At 71.5% G+C, this 15,284-nt stretch carries 17 protein-coding genes; 11 read left to right on the forward strand and 6 right to left on the reverse strand.

The features are described from left to right. Positions 1-266: 266 nt before the first annotated feature. From F0L46_RS15225 to pgsA, 5 genes are all read right to left on the reverse strand, one after another. Positions 267-1,646 (reverse strand): sensor histidine kinase, encoded by a 1,380-nt coding sequence (locus F0L46_RS15225; RefSeq protein ID WP_240540014.1) that lies wholly within the window; start codon positions 1,644-1,646, stop codon positions 267-269. A gap of 286 nt (positions 1,647-1,932) precedes the next feature. After that, the gene (locus F0L46_RS15230; protein WP_149819034.1) at positions 1,933-2,628 is read right to left on the reverse strand and encodes a winged helix-turn-helix domain-containing protein; all 696 of its coding nucleotides are present in this window, start codon (positions 2,626-2,628) and stop codon (positions 1,933-1,935) included. A gap of 176 nt (positions 2,629-2,804) precedes the next feature. Continuing rightward, entirely contained in the window at positions 2,805-4,007 is a 1,203-nt protein-coding gene (locus F0L46_RS15235; RefSeq protein ID WP_438646684.1) for a trypsin-like peptidase domain-containing protein, read from the reverse strand. A gap of 326 nt (positions 4,008-4,333) precedes the next feature. Then, positions 4,334-4,591 carry a molybdopterin converting factor subunit 1 gene (gene moaD, locus F0L46_RS15240; RefSeq protein ID WP_149819039.1) on the reverse strand — a complete coding sequence of 86 codons (258 nt, stop codon included), beginning with the start codon at positions 4,589-4,591 and terminating at the stop codon, positions 4,334-4,336. Continuing rightward, positions 4,591-5,190 (reverse strand): CDP-diacylglycerol--glycerol-3-phosphate 3-phosphatidyltransferase, encoded by a 600-nt coding sequence (gene pgsA, locus F0L46_RS15245; RefSeq protein ID WP_149819041.1) that lies wholly within the window; start codon positions 5,188-5,190, stop codon positions 4,591-4,593. The genes moaD and pgsA overlap by 1 nt, the downstream gene beginning before the upstream one ends. Positions 5,191-5,389: 199 nt before the next feature. On the opposite strand from pgsA, the gene F0L46_RS15250 reads away from it, so the two are divergent. The 11 genes from F0L46_RS15250 to F0L46_RS15300 all read left to right on the forward strand — a co-directional run bounded on the left by F0L46_RS15250 (position 5,390) and on the right by F0L46_RS15300 (position 13,641). Beyond that, a complete protein-coding gene (locus F0L46_RS15250) occupies positions 5,390-6,823 on the forward strand; it encodes a LutB/LldF family L-lactate oxidation iron-sulfur protein (protein WP_149819043.1) in 1,434 nt (477 codons plus the stop codon). Next, the gene (locus tag F0L46_RS15255) at positions 6,823-7,326 is read left to right on the forward strand and encodes a DUF29 domain-containing protein (RefSeq protein ID WP_240540028.1); all 504 of its coding nucleotides are present in this window, start codon (positions 6,823-6,825) and stop codon (positions 7,324-7,326) included. Before F0L46_RS15250 ends, F0L46_RS15255 begins: the two co-directional genes overlap by 1 nt. Continuing rightward, entirely contained in the window at positions 7,323-7,997 is a 675-nt protein-coding gene (locus F0L46_RS15260; RefSeq protein WP_149819047.1) for a LutC/YkgG family protein, read from the forward strand. The genes F0L46_RS15255 and F0L46_RS15260 overlap by 4 nt, the downstream gene beginning before the upstream one ends. A gap of 250 nt (positions 7,998-8,247) precedes the next feature. Beyond that, complete coding sequence (locus F0L46_RS15265) at positions 8,248-9,669, forward strand: L,D-transpeptidase family protein (protein ID WP_240540015.1); 1,422 nt, start codon at positions 8,248-8,250, stop codon at positions 9,667-9,669. A gap of 121 nt (positions 9,670-9,790) precedes the next feature. Further along, positions 9,791-10,039, forward strand: a complete 249-nt coding sequence (locus tag F0L46_RS15270) for a (2Fe-2S)-binding protein (protein WP_149819049.1) — start codon at positions 9,791-9,793, stop codon at positions 10,037-10,039. 69 nt (positions 10,040-10,108) lie between these two features. Next, positions 10,109-10,591 carry a bacterioferritin gene (gene bfr, locus F0L46_RS15275; protein ID WP_149819051.1) on the forward strand — a complete coding sequence of 161 codons (483 nt, stop codon included), beginning with the start codon at positions 10,109-10,111 and terminating at the stop codon, positions 10,589-10,591. Beyond that, the gene (locus tag F0L46_RS15280; RefSeq protein ID WP_149819052.1) at positions 10,584-11,258 is read left to right on the forward strand and encodes a cytochrome b; all 675 of its coding nucleotides are present in this window, start codon (positions 10,584-10,586) and stop codon (positions 11,256-11,258) included. The genes bfr and F0L46_RS15280 overlap by 8 nt, the downstream gene beginning before the upstream one ends. 345 nt (positions 11,259-11,603) lie before the next feature. After that, positions 11,604-12,050: an NUDIX hydrolase gene (locus tag F0L46_RS15285; RefSeq protein WP_240540016.1), complete on the forward strand. Its 447-nt coding sequence runs from the start codon at positions 11,604-11,606 to the stop codon at positions 12,048-12,050. Next, entirely contained in the window at positions 12,047-12,499 is a 453-nt protein-coding gene (locus F0L46_RS15290) for a TIGR02301 family protein (protein ID WP_149819056.1), read from the forward strand. Before F0L46_RS15285 ends, F0L46_RS15290 begins: the two co-directional genes overlap by 4 nt. Positions 12,500-12,677: 178 nt before the next feature. Beyond that, on the forward strand, positions 12,678-12,935 hold the full coding sequence (locus F0L46_RS15295) for a hypothetical protein (RefSeq protein WP_149819058.1): 258 nt from the start codon (positions 12,678-12,680) through the stop codon (positions 12,933-12,935). A gap of 139 nt (positions 12,936-13,074) precedes the next feature. After that, entirely contained in the window at positions 13,075-13,641 is a 567-nt protein-coding gene (locus F0L46_RS15300; RefSeq protein ID WP_149819060.1) for an NUDIX domain-containing protein, read from the forward strand. Positions 13,642-13,681: 40 nt separating this feature from the next. On the opposite strand, the gene F0L46_RS15305 is transcribed toward F0L46_RS15300, so the two are convergent. Further along, positions 13,682-15,013 (reverse strand): dihydroorotase, encoded by a 1,332-nt coding sequence (locus F0L46_RS15305; RefSeq protein ID WP_149819062.1) that lies wholly within the window; start codon positions 15,011-15,013, stop codon positions 13,682-13,684. Positions 15,014-15,284 lie beyond the last annotated feature (271 nt).

Here is a 15,284-nt window from a genome sequence, read left to right on the forward strand (position 1 = left end):
GGGGTGAGGGGGTACGACGCTGGTCCAGCGGTCTCCAGCCCCCTCATGCTGAGGCGCCCTGCGCAGCAGGGCCTCGAAGCACGCAGCACCTCGCCACAGCCGTCCGGAGATCCCCGGAGCGCCCTTCGAGGCCCTGCTCCGCAGGGCACCTCAGGACGAGGGTGCGGGCGGGGGCACCGGAGCGGGAGACCGCTGGTTTGCCGTCGTACCCCCTCACCCCCTGGCACTTCGTGCATCCCTCTCCCCTTAGAGGGGAGCCACCCCCGTCACCTCAGCGGGATCGCCAACGTCGCCCGCAATCCCGGACCGTTGTCCTCCAGGATCAGCCGGCCGCCGTGCAGCCCCGCGACGGCGGTAACGAGGCTCAGGCCGAGGCCGAAGCCGGGGCGGGTGCGGGCGGTCTCCAGGCGCACGAAGCGCTCCAGCACCCGGTCGCGCTCGGCCGCCGGGATGCCCGGCCCCCGGTCGGCCACCGTGATCAAGGCCTCGGCTCCCACGCGGCGGGCGCTCACGACCACGGGCTTCTCCCCCTCGCCGGGCGCGGGCGCGCCGTACTTGATGGCGTTGTCGACGAGGTTCGCGATGGCCTGGCCGAGGAGCTCGCGGTTGCCGCGCACCGGCAGGCTCCCCTCGATCCGCGCCTCGAAGCTCATGCCGGCCTCCTCGGCCAGCGCATCGTAGAGCTCCGCCACGCCGCGGGCAGCCTCGGCAGCGTCGATGTCGGAGAGGATGTCCTGCGCGTTGCCCGCCTCCAGCCGCGCGATCATCAGGAGCGCGTTGAAGACGCGGATGAGGTTCTCGCTCTCCTCGATATTAGCCTCGAGCGCGGCGCGCAGCTCGTCGGGGGTGCGGGCGGTGCGCAGGGCCTCGTCGGCCCGGTTGCGCAGACGGGTGAGCGGGGTCTTCAGATCATGGGCGATGTTGTCCGACACCTGCCGCATGCCGGCCATGAGCACGCCGATGCGGTCCAGCATGGCGTTGAGGTTCCCGGCCAGGCGGTCGAGCTCGTCGCCGGTGCCGGCGAGCGGCAGCCGCCCGTGGAGGTGCCCCGCCATGATGAACTGCGTGGTGTCGGTCATGGCATCGATGCGCCGCAGGACGCGCTTCGTGACGAACAGCCCGCCGAAGAAGCCGAGGCCCAGCACGAGCAGCATGGACCAGCCGAAGGCGCGGCGGATCACGTCGCGCAGGCGCGCCCGCTCCTCCACGTCGCGCCCGACGAGGAGGCGGAAGCCCCCCGGCAGGACGAAGACCCGCACCACCGCCCGGTGCGGCTCGCCGAAACGCTCCTCGCGCCGCCCGCGCTGATAGGTGATCTCGCGCTGGCCCGGCCGGTCGAGGACGCCGGGCTCCAGGGCGTCGACATTGCCGGCCACCCGCTCGCCGGCGGGCGTGGTGACGAGGTAGAGCGAGGCGCCCGGCTCGCGCGAGCGCGCCTCCACCACCGCGATGAGCTGGCGCAGGCCCCCCACCCGGTACTGCTCGGCCAGCCCCGTGATCTCCGCCTCCACGGTGCCGACCAGCCCCTGGAACAGCAGGCGCTGCGCGTTCCAGGCCACGTAGCCGAGGGTGCCGAACGCCGACAGGGCAAAGACCACGAGATAGACGAGCGACAGGCGGAAGGCGGTGGAGCGAAAGAGCTTCACGACCGGCCCGGGGCGCCGGAACGCACTCCCCTCTCCCGGATGGGAGAGGGGCCGGGGGTGAGGGTGGGCGGCCGGTCGTGTGGTCACCACGGCGCCGCCCCTTCCCCGGTCATCCCCGGGCTTGACCCGGGGACCCAGGCCGACGCTCCGGGGGGATGGCCGGGTTGCGCCTGGTCATGACAAGCGGAAGGGTTGGAGCGAGCTGGTTTCAGCGCGCTACCCTCACCCCCTGGCACTTCGTGCATCCCTCTCCCATCCGGGAGAGGGGAGCGCGTCGCGTCCGCCCTCACGCGCCCCCCTCCCCACCGACGCGGATCATGTAGCCGGCGCCGCGGACCGTGTGGATGAGGGGGCGGTCGAAGCCGCGGTCGATCTTGCCGCGAAGGCGGGAGACGTGGACGTCGACCACGTTGGTTTGGGGGTCGAAATGGTAGTCCCAGACGTGCTCCAGGAGCATGGTCCGGGTCACCACCTGGCCGGCGTTCTTCATGAGGTATTCGAGGAGGCGGAACTCCCGGGGCTGGAGCACGATCTCGGCGCCGCCGCGGGTGACGCGGTGGGAGAGGCGGTCGAGCTCCAGGTCGCCGACGCGGTAGACGGTCGACTCGGCCGCGGGCGCCGTGCGGCGGCGGCGCGCCAGGACCTCGACCCGGGCGAGGAGCTCGGAGAAGGCGTAGGGCTTGGGGAGATAGTCGTCGCCGCCGGCCCGCAGGCCCTTCACCCGGTCGTCCACCTGGCCCAGCGCCGAGAGGATCAGGACGGGCGTCTCGCCCCCCTGCTCGCGCAGGGAGCGGATGAGGGACAGGCCGTCGAGCTTCGGGAGCATGCGGTCGACGACGAGCACGTCGTAGTCGCCGCTCTCGGCCATGCCGTAACCCGTGAGCCCGTCGGCCGCATGATCCGCCACGTGGCCCGCCTCGCGGAACGCCTTGACGAGGAAGGCCGCGGCCTCGCGGTCGTCCTCGATGATCAGGATGTGCATGGGCGGGCTCCACGGGCGGGGCACGGGGCCGCTCGACGGGTGATCGATCTCATGCCGCCACTGTAACGCTTGAAACGCAAAAGCGGCAGACCGGTCGGGGGGAGGGACCGGTCCGCCGCAGCCTTGCTGCCGGGCGCCCTTGGGGGGGGGTAAGGTTGCGGCGCCCGGCGCCGGCATCAGGCGCCGGAGAGGCGCCCGACCTCGAGATCGAGGGTCTGCTCGCGGCCCTGGCGCAGGACCTTGAGCGGGACCTTGGTGCCCGGCGCGATGGAGGCCACCTTGCGCGACAGCTCGCGGGCGTCCTTGATCGCCTCGCCGTTGACGGAGAGGATCACGTCGCCTGAGCGCACGCCCGCCTTCTCGGCCGGGGTGCCCTTCTGGGCCTCCGCCACGAGGGCGCCGCGGGCCTCCTTGAGGCCGATCGCCTCGGCGATCTCCTTGGTGACCGGCTGGATCTGCACGCCGATGAAGCCGCGGGTCACGGAGCCGTTGGTCTTGAGCTCGGTCACCACCTGCTGGACCACGTGGGCGGGGATCGCGAAGGCGATGCCGACATTGCCGCCCGAGGGCGAGAAGATCGCGGTGTTCACGCCCACGACCTCGCCCTTGAGGTTGAAGGTCGGGCCGCCCGAGTTGCCCCGGTTCACCGCCGCGTCGATCTGCATGTAGTCGTCGTAGGGACCCGAGCCGATGTCGCGGTGCTGCGCCGAGACGATGCCCGCTGTCACCGTGCCGCCGAGGCCGAACGGGTTGCCGATGGCCACGACCCAGTCGCCGACGCGGCCCTTCTCGGGGGCGAGGCGGACATACGGGAAATCGCCGCCCTCGTTCACCTTCACGAGCGCCAGGTCGGTCTTCGGGTCGGTGCCCACCACCTTGGCGTCCAGCGTGCGGCCGTCGTCCATGACGACCTGGACCTCGGCGGCGTTGTCGACCACGTGGTTGTTCGTCACGAGATAGCCGTCGCCCGAGATGAAGAAGCCCGAGCCCTGGCTCATGCCGGGCTGCGCGGGACCGCGGCGCGGGCCCATGCCGGGGCCGTTCGGGCCGCCACGGCCCTGGCCCTCGAAGCGGCGGAACAGCTCGGCGAGCGGGTGGTCGTCGGGGAGGTCGGGCATGCCGAAGCGCCCGCCGCGCTCGCCGGTGTCGGCCGCCGCGACGGCCTTGGTCTTCACGCGCACCGACACCACGGCGGGCTTCACCCGCTCCACCACGTCGGCGAAGGAGGGCACGGCGGCGGGCTTGTCGAGGGAGAGGACCTCGGCGCGGGCGGGCTGGAACGGCACGACGACGCCGGACCCCAGCGCCCCGCCGGTCAGGAGAGCGGCGAGCGCCACGGCGCCCATCCAGCGGGCGCGGCCATTGGGGGGATTGGTCATGGTGGGCATTGCTCCTCGAGGGGGTGAACCATCGTTGAGGCGCACCATGAGCCCCCGCGGATTACGGGGCTTTGGCCGGGGGATGACGATTTCGTAAGGTTGGCGGGTCGCGCGGGAGGCGTGGTGGTTCCCCCCTCACCCGGGCCTGCGGCCCGACCTCTCCCACCAGGGGAGAGGTTGCCGCGCTGCGCGCGGCTCCAGCCATCGGCCGGCGCGCCTCGCGTCAGCTCGGCGGAGCCGAGCCAACCTCCCCCTCGATGGGGGAGGTCGACGCGAAGCGTCGGGTGAGGGTGGCAGCGCCGACGGAGCCGGAGAAGCCGGACCGGCTAGCCCCCCGTCATCGGCGGGAAGAAGGCGATCTCGCGGGCGTCGCCCAGCGCGGTGGCGGGCTTGACGTGGACGTGGTCGATGGCGGCGCGGACGACACCCTCGTTCTCGAAGGCATGCTCGTATTCCTCGCCGCGCCCTTTCAGCCAGCGCACGAGGTCGAGCACCGTCGCGATACCGTCCGGCAGCTCGACGGTCTCCTCTGGCTTGCCCACCCGCTCGCGGACCCAGGCGAAGTACACGATCTTGAGCCGCATCACGGTCCCTCGTCGACGAGGTGCTTCACCCCCGCCCGGAAATAATCCCACCCCGTATAGATGGTGAGCACGGCCGCGATCCACAGGAGCCCGATGCCGACCGCCGTGATGCCGGGCAGGATCGTCTCCCCCGCCGGTCCCGCGATGAGCACGCCGATGGCGGCGAGCTGGAGGGCGGTCTTCCATTTCGCGACGCGGCTCACGGGCACGCTCACCTTCAGCTCGGCGAGGAACTCGCGCAGCCCCGACACGAGGATCTCGCGGCACAGGATCACGATGGCGGCCCACAGGGACCAGCTCGTGATGGTGCGGTCGTGGGCGAGCATCAGGAGGCTCGCCGCCACGAGGAGCTTGTCGGCGATCGGGTCGAGCATGCGGCCCAGCGCGGATTGCTGGGAAAGCGCGCGGGCGAGGTAGCCGTCGAGATAATCGGTGAGGGCCGCGACGATGAAGACCCCGAGCGCCGTCCAGCGGGCCCACGGCTCGGTGGGCCAGAACAGGAGAGCGACCACGGCGGGCACCGCCGCGCACCGTCCGTAGGTCAGCAGGTTGGGCAGGCTCAGCGCCTTGGACCGGGAGAGAGGCGGGGCGACGCTCATGAGACGCCGAGGAAACATGCCGGGGGCGGGGGCGTCAATGGTTGATCCACCCGCGCCGGCCTGCCCGGGGGCCGGGTCGCGCAATCGTTATGGGCAGGCTCTGCGGCTTGCGACGGCGACGAAGCCCCGCACGCGATCGTCTCGCATCCGCGCCGCAATCGGGTTACATAAAGGGCAGTCCGTCACCCCAGAGCCCGCGATGACCGCCCATCCCACCTCGCCGCAGTTCAAGGAGAACGCCGCGCGCGCTCTCGCCGACACGCAGCTCCAGCGCGCTTTAGGCAACGTGCGCAGCGGCTTCATCGACAAGCGCCAGGCCGCTGCCGACCGGCTGCCCGAGTTCGAGGAGCTGCGGGACCAGGCGCGGGACATCAAGAACCACACGCTCCAGCACCTCGACCTCTATATCGAGCGCTACGAGGCCAAGGTGAAGGCCGCGGGCGGGCACGTCCACTTCGCCCGCACGGCGGAGGAGGCCCGGGCGCTCGTCCTGCAGATCTGCCGCGACCAGGGGGCCCGCACGGTCACCAAGGGCAAGTCGATGATCACCGAGGAGATCGGGCTCAACGCCCATCTCGAGGGCGCCGGCATCACCCCCGTCGAGACGGATCTGGGCGAGTACATCATCCAGCTGCGCGGCGAGATGCCGTCCCACATCATCGCGCCCGCCGTCCACCTCAACGCCACGCAGGTGGAGGAGGACTTCCGCCGGGTCCACACCCATCTCGACGCGGAGCGCGACCTCTCCGAGCCGGTGCAGCTCCTCACCGAGGCCCGCGCGGTGCTGCGCCAGCGCTTCCTCGCGGCGGATGTCGGCATCACGGGGGCGAACTTCCTCGTCGCCGAGACGGGCACCTCGATCATCGTCACCAACGAGGGCAACGGCGACCTCACCCAGATCCTCCCGAAGACCCACATCGTGCTCGCCTCCATCGAGAAGCTCGTGCCGACGCTGGAGGACGTGAGCCAGATCCTGCGGGTGCTCGCCCGCTCGGCCACGGGCCAGGAGCTCTCCGTCTACACCACCTTCTCGACGGGCCCGCGCCGGGAGGCCGACCTCGACGGCCCCGAGAACTACCACGTCATCCTTCTCGACAACGGGCGCTCCTCCATGCTCGGCACGAGCTTCGAGGAGATGCTGCGCTGCATCCGCTGCGGCGCCTGCATGAACCATTGCCCCGTCTACCACGCGGTCGGCGGGCACGCCTATGGCTGGGTCTATCCCGGCCCCATGGGCGCGGTGCTCACCCCGACGCTGATCGGCGTCGACAAGGCGGGGCACCTGCCCAACGCCTCCACCTTCTGCGGCCGGTGCGAGAGCGTGTGCCCCGTGCGCATCCCGCTGCCGAAGCTCATGCGGCACTGGCGCGAGCGCGAGTTCGAGCGCCACCTCACCCCCGCCACCGTGCGCTCGGGGCTGAAGACCTGGGCCTTCTTCGCCAAGCGCCCGGGGCTCTACCGGCTCGCGACCCGCATCGGCATGGGGGCGCTCGCGCTCGCCGGCCGCGCCAAGGGCCGCTTCGCCTGGCTGCCCTTCGCCGACGGCTGGACCAAGCACCGCGACTTCCCCGTGCCCCAGGGCGGCACCTTCCAGGCCCGCTGGGCGCAGGAGCGGGCCAAGAGGGCGGCGTGATGGACGAGCCGGGGCGCCGCCGCGACAGCCTCTACGAGACGGATTTCTTCCGCTGGACCCAGGAGCAGGCCGAGCGCCTGCGCCGCGCCGGCGCGGAGCGCGTGAACGCGCCGCTCGACTGGGAGAACCTCGCGGAGGAGATCGAGAGCTTGGGGCGGCGCGACAGACGGGAGGCGACGAGCCTTCTCTCCCTCATCCTGATCCACCTGGTGAAGCTCGCCCACTCGCCCCGGAGCGAGCCGCGCCGCGGCTGGATCAAGGAGCTGCGGGCGTTCCGCAAACGCCTCGATCGCGTCCTGCGCGACAGCCCGAGCCTTGCCGCGCGCGTACCCGACTTCGTGAGCGAGGAGCGCGGGCGGGTGACCGAGCTGACCGAGGGGCTTTTCCTGGAGCAGGGGGAGCCCGTCGACGAAGGCCGCATCGCCGCCTATCTCGACGCGCTGCCCATGGACGCCATCCGCGACGAAGCCTTCATCCCCGACCCGCCAGAGCCCCTGCCATGACCTCCGCCCGCGACGACATCCTCTCCAACATCCGCCGCTCGCTCGGCGTCACGGGCGCCGAGCGCACGCGCCAGGGCATCGTGGACGAGCGGATCGACCGGGCGCCCCGCGGCGTGATCCCCAAGCGCGGCCAGGTGAGCGGGCGCGAGCGGCTCGATCTGTTCCGGGCGCAGGTCGAGGGGGCGCTCGCGACGATCACGGAGGTGGCGAGCCCCGACGAGGTACCCGCCGCCGTGGCCGAGTTCCTGCGCGGCCACAACCTTCCCGCCACGATCCGGCGGGGCGACGACCCGCGCTTTGCCGCCATGCCCTGGGCCGAGACGGCGCTGGAGGTGAGCCAGGGCGTGAGCGAGGGGCGCGACCTCAACGCCGTCTCCCACGCCTTCGGCGGCGTCGCCGAGACGGGCACGCTCGTGATGGTGTCCGGCCCCGAGAACCCCTCGACCCTCAACTTCCTGCCCGACAACCACATCGTCGTGGTCGAGGCCAAGGACCTGCAGGGCGACTACGAGAGCGCCTGGGCCAAGGTACGCCGCGCCTACGGCAAGGGCGAGATGCCCCGCACGGTGAACTTCATCACCGGCCCCTCCCGCTCCGGCGACATCGAGCAGACCCTCCTGCTCGGTGCTCATGGCCCCCGGCGCCTGCACGTGATTGTGGTGGGCGGCTAGCCCGCTCTTCACTCCGCGGATGTGATCTCCCACCGTCATCCCCGGGCCTGACCCGGGGAACCAGGCCAACGCGCCGACTGGATAGCCGGGTCAAGCCCGGCCATGACAAGCGGAGCGGTTTCCATAGCCTCCCGATCTGGCCCGCCAGCCATCCCGTCCCAATCTGACCTCCGCCTCCCCCCGGCACCTTACGCTTCGTTCACCGCCGTCGGGCACACTCGGTTAAGGTAAACGGACCGAGTACCCCTGGATGCGCCGGATCTCCCTTCCCCTGCCAGCCCTGCTGGCGGCCCTCGCGGCCATGCCGGCCCATGCCGTCGAGCCGAAGCCGGCACCGGAGCGCATCGAGAGCGCCGCGCCGCGGGCCGAGGGCCCGCCGATCCCGCAGGCCCTGCGGCCGGCCGAGCCCGGCACGGCGTTCGTCGGCCCTCCCCTGCCCGCGTCCGTCGCCCCGACCGCCGCCGCAGGCAACGGCCTCCCCACGCTCAGGCCCGCGCCGGTTCCGGTGAAGCTGTCGCAGGACCCGCGCCCGGCCTTCACGGCCGACACCTACCTCGCCACCCTGCGCGCCGCGGAGGCCTATCGCGGCATCGCGGAGGCTGGCGGCTGGCCCGTCCTGCCCGCGGGCCCCGCCATGAAGGCGGGCGACCGAGGTCCCGGCGTCGCAGCCCTGAAGGCGCGGCTCGCGGCCTCCGACGACCTACCCCTCGCCGCCCTGCCCGGCGACGTGTTCGACTCCCGCATCGTCGAGGCTGTGCAGCGCTTCCAGTCCCGCCACGGCCTGCCCGAGAGCGGCCTCGTGGCGGCCCGGACGCTTGCGGCGCTGAACGTCCCGGCGGACATCCGCGCCCGCCAGCTCGCGGGCTCGGCCCGGCGCATCGCCGAGTCCAAGTTCCCCTTCGGCGAGCGCTACGTGGTGGTGAACATCCCCTCCGCTACCGTCGAGGCGGTGGAGCGGGGCGAGGTGGCGCGCCGCTACGTGGCGGTGGTGGGCAAGCGCGAGCGCGCCTCCCCCACGATCGAGGCCCGCATCCAGAACGTGAACTTCAACCCGACCTGGACCCTGCCCGTCTCCATCGTGAAGAAGGACATCGTCCCGCGCCAGCGCAAGGACCCGGGCCACCTCGCGAAGATGCACATCCGCATCCTCGACGGCTATAACCGGGAGATCGATCCGGCGACGCTCGACTGGAGCACGGACGCGCCGCTGCGCTACACCTTCCGCCAGGATCCGGGCACCTCGAACTCGCTCGGACAGGTCCGCATCGACATGCCGAACAAGCTCGCGGTCTACATGCACGACACGCCCTCCAAGGGTCTGTTCGCGCGCGACGACCGTTTCCATTCCTCGGGCTGCGTGCGCGTCGCCGACGTGCGCGCCTTCACGGAATGGCTGCTCCAGGGCACGCCCAACCCCGACGCGCCGGGCGGCCCCACCCCCTGGACGGCTGGCGACATCGACGCGGCCATTGCGGCCGGCGTCCGCCGCGACGTGCGCCTCACCCGGCACGTCCCCGTGGCATGGGTCTACCTGACGGGCTACGCCACCGCCGACGGCACGGTCCATTTCCGCGACGACGTCTACGGCCTCGATCGCCCGGATGCCGCGCCCCTGCCCCAGCCCTCCCCCGACGACCTCGTCACCTCGTCGATCAAGAAGCCCACGCTCTGAGCCGCGCCGCCTGCGTCACACGACCACGCGCGGGACGGGGCGGGAGCGGTGGCGCGGGGGTCGGGATCACGCTAACCTGTTGAAGGATATCGCACTTCATAATCATTCCAAACTGGCGCCCATGATCGTCTGCTCCTGCAACCGCCTCTCGGACCGCGACGTGAGCGGCTGTATGAGGGCGGCGGACGGCACCTGCCCCCAGACGCCGGCGCAGGTCTATCGCTGCCTCGGCTGCAGCCCGCAATGCGGGCGCTGCGCCGTGACCATCCGCGCCATCATGGACAAGGCGCTTGCCGCCGCCGCGGCCGAGGCGGCCCCGGCCTGCGGAGGTTGCGCCGCGTCCTGCTCCGCCGCGACCAACCTTCCCTAACGGAACATTCCCCCGCCGCCCCGCTTTAAGCTTCGGAGCGCGACGCGTCCGTCCGAAGCGAGGGGATCTATGAAGGGTGAGCCTAAGGTCATCGACTATCTCAACCGGGGCTTGCGCAGCGAGCTGACGGCGGTCAACCAGTACTGGCTGCACTACCGGATCCTCGAGGATTGGGGCTACCTCAATCTCGCGAAGACCTGGCGCAAGGAATCGCTGGAGGAGATGGGCCACGCCGATCGCTTCATCGAGCGCATCATCTTCCTCGACGGCTTCCCGAACCTCCAGGTCCTCGATCCCCTCCGCATCGGCCAGACCGTGCAGGAGATCATCGAGTGCGACCTCGCGGCGGAGCACGACGCCCGCTCGCTCTACCTGGAAGCCGCGAAATATTGCGACGAGGTCAACGACCGGGTGTCGAAGCGCCTGTTCGAGGACCTCGCCGAGGACGAGGAGGGCCATATCGACTTCCTCGAAACCCAGCTGGAGCTGATCAGCCAGATCGGCCTGCAACTCTACGCCCAGAAGCACGTCGGAGGCCTTGAGAATGACTGATCCCCGGACCGACACCGCCCCGCGCCGCGTCGTCGTGGCCGACGCCGCCGCGACCCGCTCGCCCCAGGCCAGCGCCATCGCGGCCGAGTATGACGAGGTCTATGCCGACGCGCAGGACAACGGCACGGGCGGCTCCTACGACAACGTCATCAAGGCGCTTCACTGGACCATCGTCGCGGTGGTGCTGCTCCAGCTCTTCATGGGCTACACGCTCGGCGGCGCGGAGCCGGGCCAGCCGGCGGGCTACGTGCTCGGCTTCCACATGGGCACTGGCGCCACGATCCTCGCCATCATGCTGTTTCGCCTGGGCTGGCGCCTGACGCACCTGCATCACGTGCCGCCCTCGCCGAAGGACCTGCCGCGCTGGCTGCAGATCGTGTCGCGGGTGAACCACTATTATTTCTACGCGGCCCTCATCGCCATGCCGGTCCTCGGGCTCGCCTGGGCCTCGTCCCGGGGCTGGCAGCCCACCTATTTCGGCCTGTTCCCCCTGCCGAAGATCCTCCCCAACGGCTCGCCGCTGGGCAATATCGCCGCGATCGGCCACAGCGTGCTGGCGCATCTCACCGTGTTCGCCATCGCGCTCCACGTGACGGGCGCGCTCTACCACCGCTTTGGCAAGCACGACCGGGTGATCCACCGCATGCTGCCCTCGAACCGGGCGTGAATGGGGGGATTGGAGAGGGTTAGGCTCTGCCTCTTCAACCTCGTCCTGGGAGGCTGTCCGACCCTCCCGACTCGTCCTGAGGTGCCCTGCGGAGCCCGGCCTCGAACGGCGCTCCAGGGATCGCCTACGCTGCTGGAACGTGGTGCGCGCTTCGAGACGGCCTGCTCCGCAGGCCGCCTCAGCATGAGGGGGTGGGGAGATCGCTTGATCAGCGTGGCACCCCCTCACCCCCGGCCCCTCCCCCATGGGAGAGGGGAGCTGCGCGTCATCCAGGGAAGCCTTCGGGGCTGCAAGACAGCGCCCCGGCGATTGACGCCGCGCCCCGCTTGCGTGCATCCCTCCCCCGTGACCCTCGACCGCACCTATCCCGCGCGCCCGTTCCTTGCCGCGTCCGTCGCCGTGTTCCGCGACGGACGGGTGCTCGTCGCGTCGCGGTCCAAGCCGCCCGCGCAGGGGCTGTTCAGCCTTCCCGGCGGACTCGTGGAGCCCGGCGAGACCCTGGCGCAGGCGGCGCTTCGGGAGCTGCGCGAGGAGGTGGGCGTCGAGGCGGAGATCGTCGGCTTCGTGAACCATGTCGAGATCGTCGAGCGTGACGAGCGGGATCGCGTGCGCCACCATTTCGTTGTATGCGCGCATGCGGCGCGCTGGGTGTCGGGCGAACCGAGCCCCGGCGCCGAAGCGATCGAGGTACGCTGGGTGACGCAGGCCGAACTCCAATCGCTCCCGGCCACGCCGGGGCTTGCGTCCCTCCTGGGCGAGGCCTTCGCGCGGATGGAGCGCGTGGGCGCATGAGGCGGCTCGTCCTCGTCGCGCTGGGCGTGGCCGCCCTTCTCGGGGCCGTCGAGCCCGCCCCCGCCCAGAGCCAGCGGCGGTCCGCCCCGCCGGCGCAGGCCGCGCCGGCAAAGCCCGAGACGCCTCCCCCGGCGCCCGAGCCGCCCGGAGCGCCCTACGAGAAGGAGCTCCTGCGGCTGTCGGAGATCCTGGGCTCGCTCACTTTCCTGCGCACGCTGTGCAAGGAGTCAGACGCCGGCGACTGGCGGGCGCGCATGGAGGCCCTGCTCACCGCCGAGGGCACCACGCCCGGACGGCGCGAGCGCCTGGCGGGGGCCTACAACCGGGGCTTCAAGGGATTCGCCCTCACCTACCGGGCTTGCACCCCCAACGCGCAGGCCGCCGTCGCGCGCTATGTCCGCGAGGGCGAGAGCCTGTCGCGCACGCTCGCGGGCCGATTCGGCGGATAGAGGCGGCGTCCGAGCGCGCCCGCCTGGGGACAAGTCGCCCCCATAGGGCGGAATTCCGCATGGTGCACAGACTTGGCCCGGCTCCATTAACCTCTTCGCAACTTGGCTCTGGCGGACGGCGCACCCCCGCCGTTAAATGAAGGCCCGGGCGAGAGCCCGCCCGACGTTAAGCTGAGCCATGACCGAGAACGACTTCATCCCGACGAACCTGGAGTCCGCGAGCGAGGACAAGCGCGCCGCCCTCTCCTATGTCGTGGAGGCCTTCGTCGAGGGGCAGCTCGACGGGATCGACGCCGACTGCATGGCCCAGGCCGCCCTCTTCGCCGCCTTCCAGGAGCTCGTCGAGACCTATGGCGAGGAGGCGGCGGCCGTCTATGCCGAGACGCTGCCGAGCCGCATCCGCTCGGGCGCCTTCTCGACGGCGCTGCGCCACTGAGCCGGAGCGCCGCACCGAACCATCCGTCGTCCCAGGCGTCACCGCGTCCGCTCGGGCGCAGTGTGGACGGTGCGCGCCACTGAACCTCCCGCGGTCTCAGGCGTCTTAAATCCGGGGGCCCGTCGCGCCCGGAACGCTCATGGCCTATCAGATCACCCGAATCGACCCGATCCACGAGGGCTGGTGCAAGCTCGTCGTCGCGACGATCCGCACCCCCGACGGGGAAATGCTCCGCCGCGAGATCGAGGACCACGGGACCGTCATCGCGGTTCTCGCCTACGACCCCGAGAGGCGCGTCGCGATGCTGGTGCGCCAGTTCCGGCCGCCGCCCTTCTTCGCCGCCGGACAGGCCGAGACGCTGGAGGCCATCGCGGGCGTCATCGACGACGAGGAGCCCGCCGAGACGACCGCCCGCCGCGAGGCGGAGGAGGAGGTCGGCCTGCGGCTCGAGACCGTCGAGCCCGCCGGCCTCGTCTGGACCACCCCCGGCCTCTCGACCGAGCGCACCCACCTCTTCCTCGCCACCTACACCCCGGCCGACCGGGTCGCCGAGGGTGGCGGCGTGGAGGGCGAGGGCGAGGACATCACGCTCGCCGAGACCGCCCTGTCGGAGCTCGCCGCCCGCGCCGACGCCGGCACCCTCGACGACTTGAAGCTCCTCACCCTCGTCCAGACCCTCCGGCTGAGGCGCCCGGACCTGTTCTGAGGCGCCTCAATCACCGGCGCGTCGTCGGGCAGATCGCGGCCTATCCCAGCGTCTCCTCGAACGCCGCCGGCTCGCCCATGGAGGGGCCCGCGAGATCCCCGTCCCACATGGCGACACGGCCGCGCAGGACGGCGCCGACGGGCCAGCCCGTGACCGTGACGCCGTCATAGGGCGTCCAGCCGCAGCGGGAGGCGACGCGGGCGTTCGTGATCGTCTCGCGGCGCTTCAAGTCCACCACGGTGAAGTCGGCGTCGTAGCCCACAGCGATGCGGCCCTTGCGGGCCAGGCCGAAGAGTCGCTTGGGCCCCGCCGAGGTGAGGTCGACGAAGCGCTCCAGGGTGAGGCGCCCCGCGTTCACGTGGTCGAGCATGATGGGCACGAGGGTCTGCACGCCCGTCATGCCCGAATGGGTGTCGGGGTACTCGTGCTCCTTCTCCTCGCGGGTGTGGGGCGCGTGGTCGGAGCCGAGCACGTCGATGATCCCGGCGCGGACCGCCTCCCACAGGCCCGTCCGGTGGCGCTCCTCGCGCACGGGCGGGTTCATCTGGGCGTAGGCGCCGAGGCGCTCGTAGCAATCGGGCGCCACGAGGGTGAGGTGGTGGGGCGTGGCCTCGCAGGTCGCTACGTCCTTGGCGGCGGCGAGCAGGGGCAGCTCGTCGGCGGTGGAGATGTGGAGGATGTGGATGCGCGCGCCCGTCTCGCGGGCGATGCGCAGGAGGCGCGTGGTGCAGCGCACGGCCGTCTCCACGTCGCGCCATTCGGGATGCGAGGACGGGTCGCCGCGCCGGCGCAAGGGGGCCCTCCCCCGCAGCCGGAACTCGTCCTCGGAGTGGAAGGCCGCCCGCCGCCGGGTGCGGCGCAGGATCTCCCGCACGCCCTCGTCGTCCTCGACGAGGAGCGAGCCCGTCGACGAACCCATGAACACCTTGATCCCGGCCGCGCCGGGCAGGCGCTCCAGCTCCGCCACGTGCGCCGCGTTCTCGCGCGTGCCGCCGACCCAGAACGCGAAGTCGCAATGCATGCGGTGGCGGCCCCGGCGGATCTTGTCGGCGAGCGCCTCGGGCGTCGTGGTCTGCGGGTTGGTGTTGGGCATCTCGAACACGGTCGTGACGCCGCCCAGGATCGCGGCCCGCGATCCCGTCTCCAGGTCTTCCTTGTGCTCCAGCCCCGGCTCGCGGAAATGTACCTGGCTGTCGATGACGCCCGGCAGGACGTGCAGCCCCGTGCAGTCGATCACCTGGCCCGCGGACGCGGTGCCGAGCGAGCCCAGAGCCGCGACGCGCCCGTCGCGCACGCCGACGTCGCCCGGCGCCACGCCGTCCTGGTTCGCGATCGTGCCGCCCTTGAGGATGAGGTCGAAGGTCGCCGTCATGCCCGCTGTCTCCCGTGTTCCGCTCCCCGCATTAAGGCGAGCGGGCGGAGGTTGTCACGGGGGTAGGAGGAGTTGGCGTCAGGGCTCCGCTCGACGGCGCTGTTCCCCCGGTCAATCTGCCCGGACGAACGTCGAGCCAAGACGAGGCGCCTCCCCGTTGGACAGCGTTCCACGGCGCCAGGACCATACCCCCCTCCCCCCTTGCGGGGGAGGATGCGGAGGGGGGTCGGCGCGATAGCGCCGGACCTACGGTGATGGCAGCGGCTAGCCT

Origin of the sequence: Salinarimonas soli, from assembly GCF_008386575.1 — a bacterium.
Taxonomy (GTDB): Bacteria; Pseudomonadota; Alphaproteobacteria; order Rhizobiales; family Beijerinckiaceae; genus Salinarimonas_A; species Salinarimonas_A soli.

Bases quoted from the DNA above. Each gene is read 5' to 3' on its own strand.
- F0L46_RS15255 (WP_240540028.1), top strand. From the start codon at position 6,823: ATGGACGAGCCGGGGCGCCGCCGCGACAGCCTCTACGAGACGGATTTC.
- F0L46_RS15290 (WP_149819056.1), top strand. From the start codon at position 12,047: ATGAGGCGGCTCGTCCTCGTCGCGCTGGGCGTGGCCGCCCTTCTCGGG.
- F0L46_RS15300 (WP_149819060.1), top strand. From the start codon at position 13,075: ATGGCCTATCAGATCACCCGAATCGACCCGATCCACGAGGGCTGGTGC.
- moaD (WP_149819039.1), bottom strand. From the start codon at position 4,591: ATGCGGCTCAAGATCGTGTACTTCGCCTGGGTCCGCGAGCGGGTGGGC.
- pgsA (WP_149819041.1), bottom strand. From the start codon at position 5,190: ATGAGCGTCGCCCCGCCTCTCTCCCGGTCCAAGGCGCTGAGCCTGCCC.
- F0L46_RS15280 (WP_149819052.1), top strand. From the start codon at position 10,584: ATGACTGATCCCCGGACCGACACCGCCCCGCGCCGCGTCGTCGTGGCC.
- F0L46_RS15265 (WP_240540015.1), top strand. From the start codon at position 8,248: ATGCGCCGGATCTCCCTTCCCCTGCCAGCCCTGCTGGCGGCCCTCGCG.
- F0L46_RS15230 (WP_149819034.1), bottom strand. From the start codon at position 2,628: ATGCACATCCTGATCATCGAGGACGACCGCGAGGCCGCGGCCTTCCTC.
- F0L46_RS15260 (WP_149819047.1), top strand. From the start codon at position 7,323: ATGACCTCCGCCCGCGACGACATCCTCTCCAACATCCGCCGCTCGCTC.
- F0L46_RS15305 (WP_149819062.1), bottom strand. From the start codon at position 15,013: ATGACGGCGACCTTCGACCTCATCCTCAAGGGCGGCACGATCGCGAAC.
- F0L46_RS15295 (WP_149819058.1), top strand. From the start codon at position 12,678: ATGACCGAGAACGACTTCATCCCGACGAACCTGGAGTCCGCGAGCGAG.
- F0L46_RS15270 (WP_149819049.1), top strand. From the start codon at position 9,791: ATGATCGTCTGCTCCTGCAACCGCCTCTCGGACCGCGACGTGAGCGGC.
- F0L46_RS15250 (WP_149819043.1), top strand. From the start codon at position 5,390: ATGACCGCCCATCCCACCTCGCCGCAGTTCAAGGAGAACGCCGCGCGC.
- bfr (WP_149819051.1), top strand. From the start codon at position 10,109: ATGAAGGGTGAGCCTAAGGTCATCGACTATCTCAACCGGGGCTTGCGC.
- F0L46_RS15235 (WP_438646684.1), bottom strand. From the start codon at position 4,007: ATGACCAATCCCCCCAATGGCCGCGCCCGCTGGATGGGCGCCGTGGCG.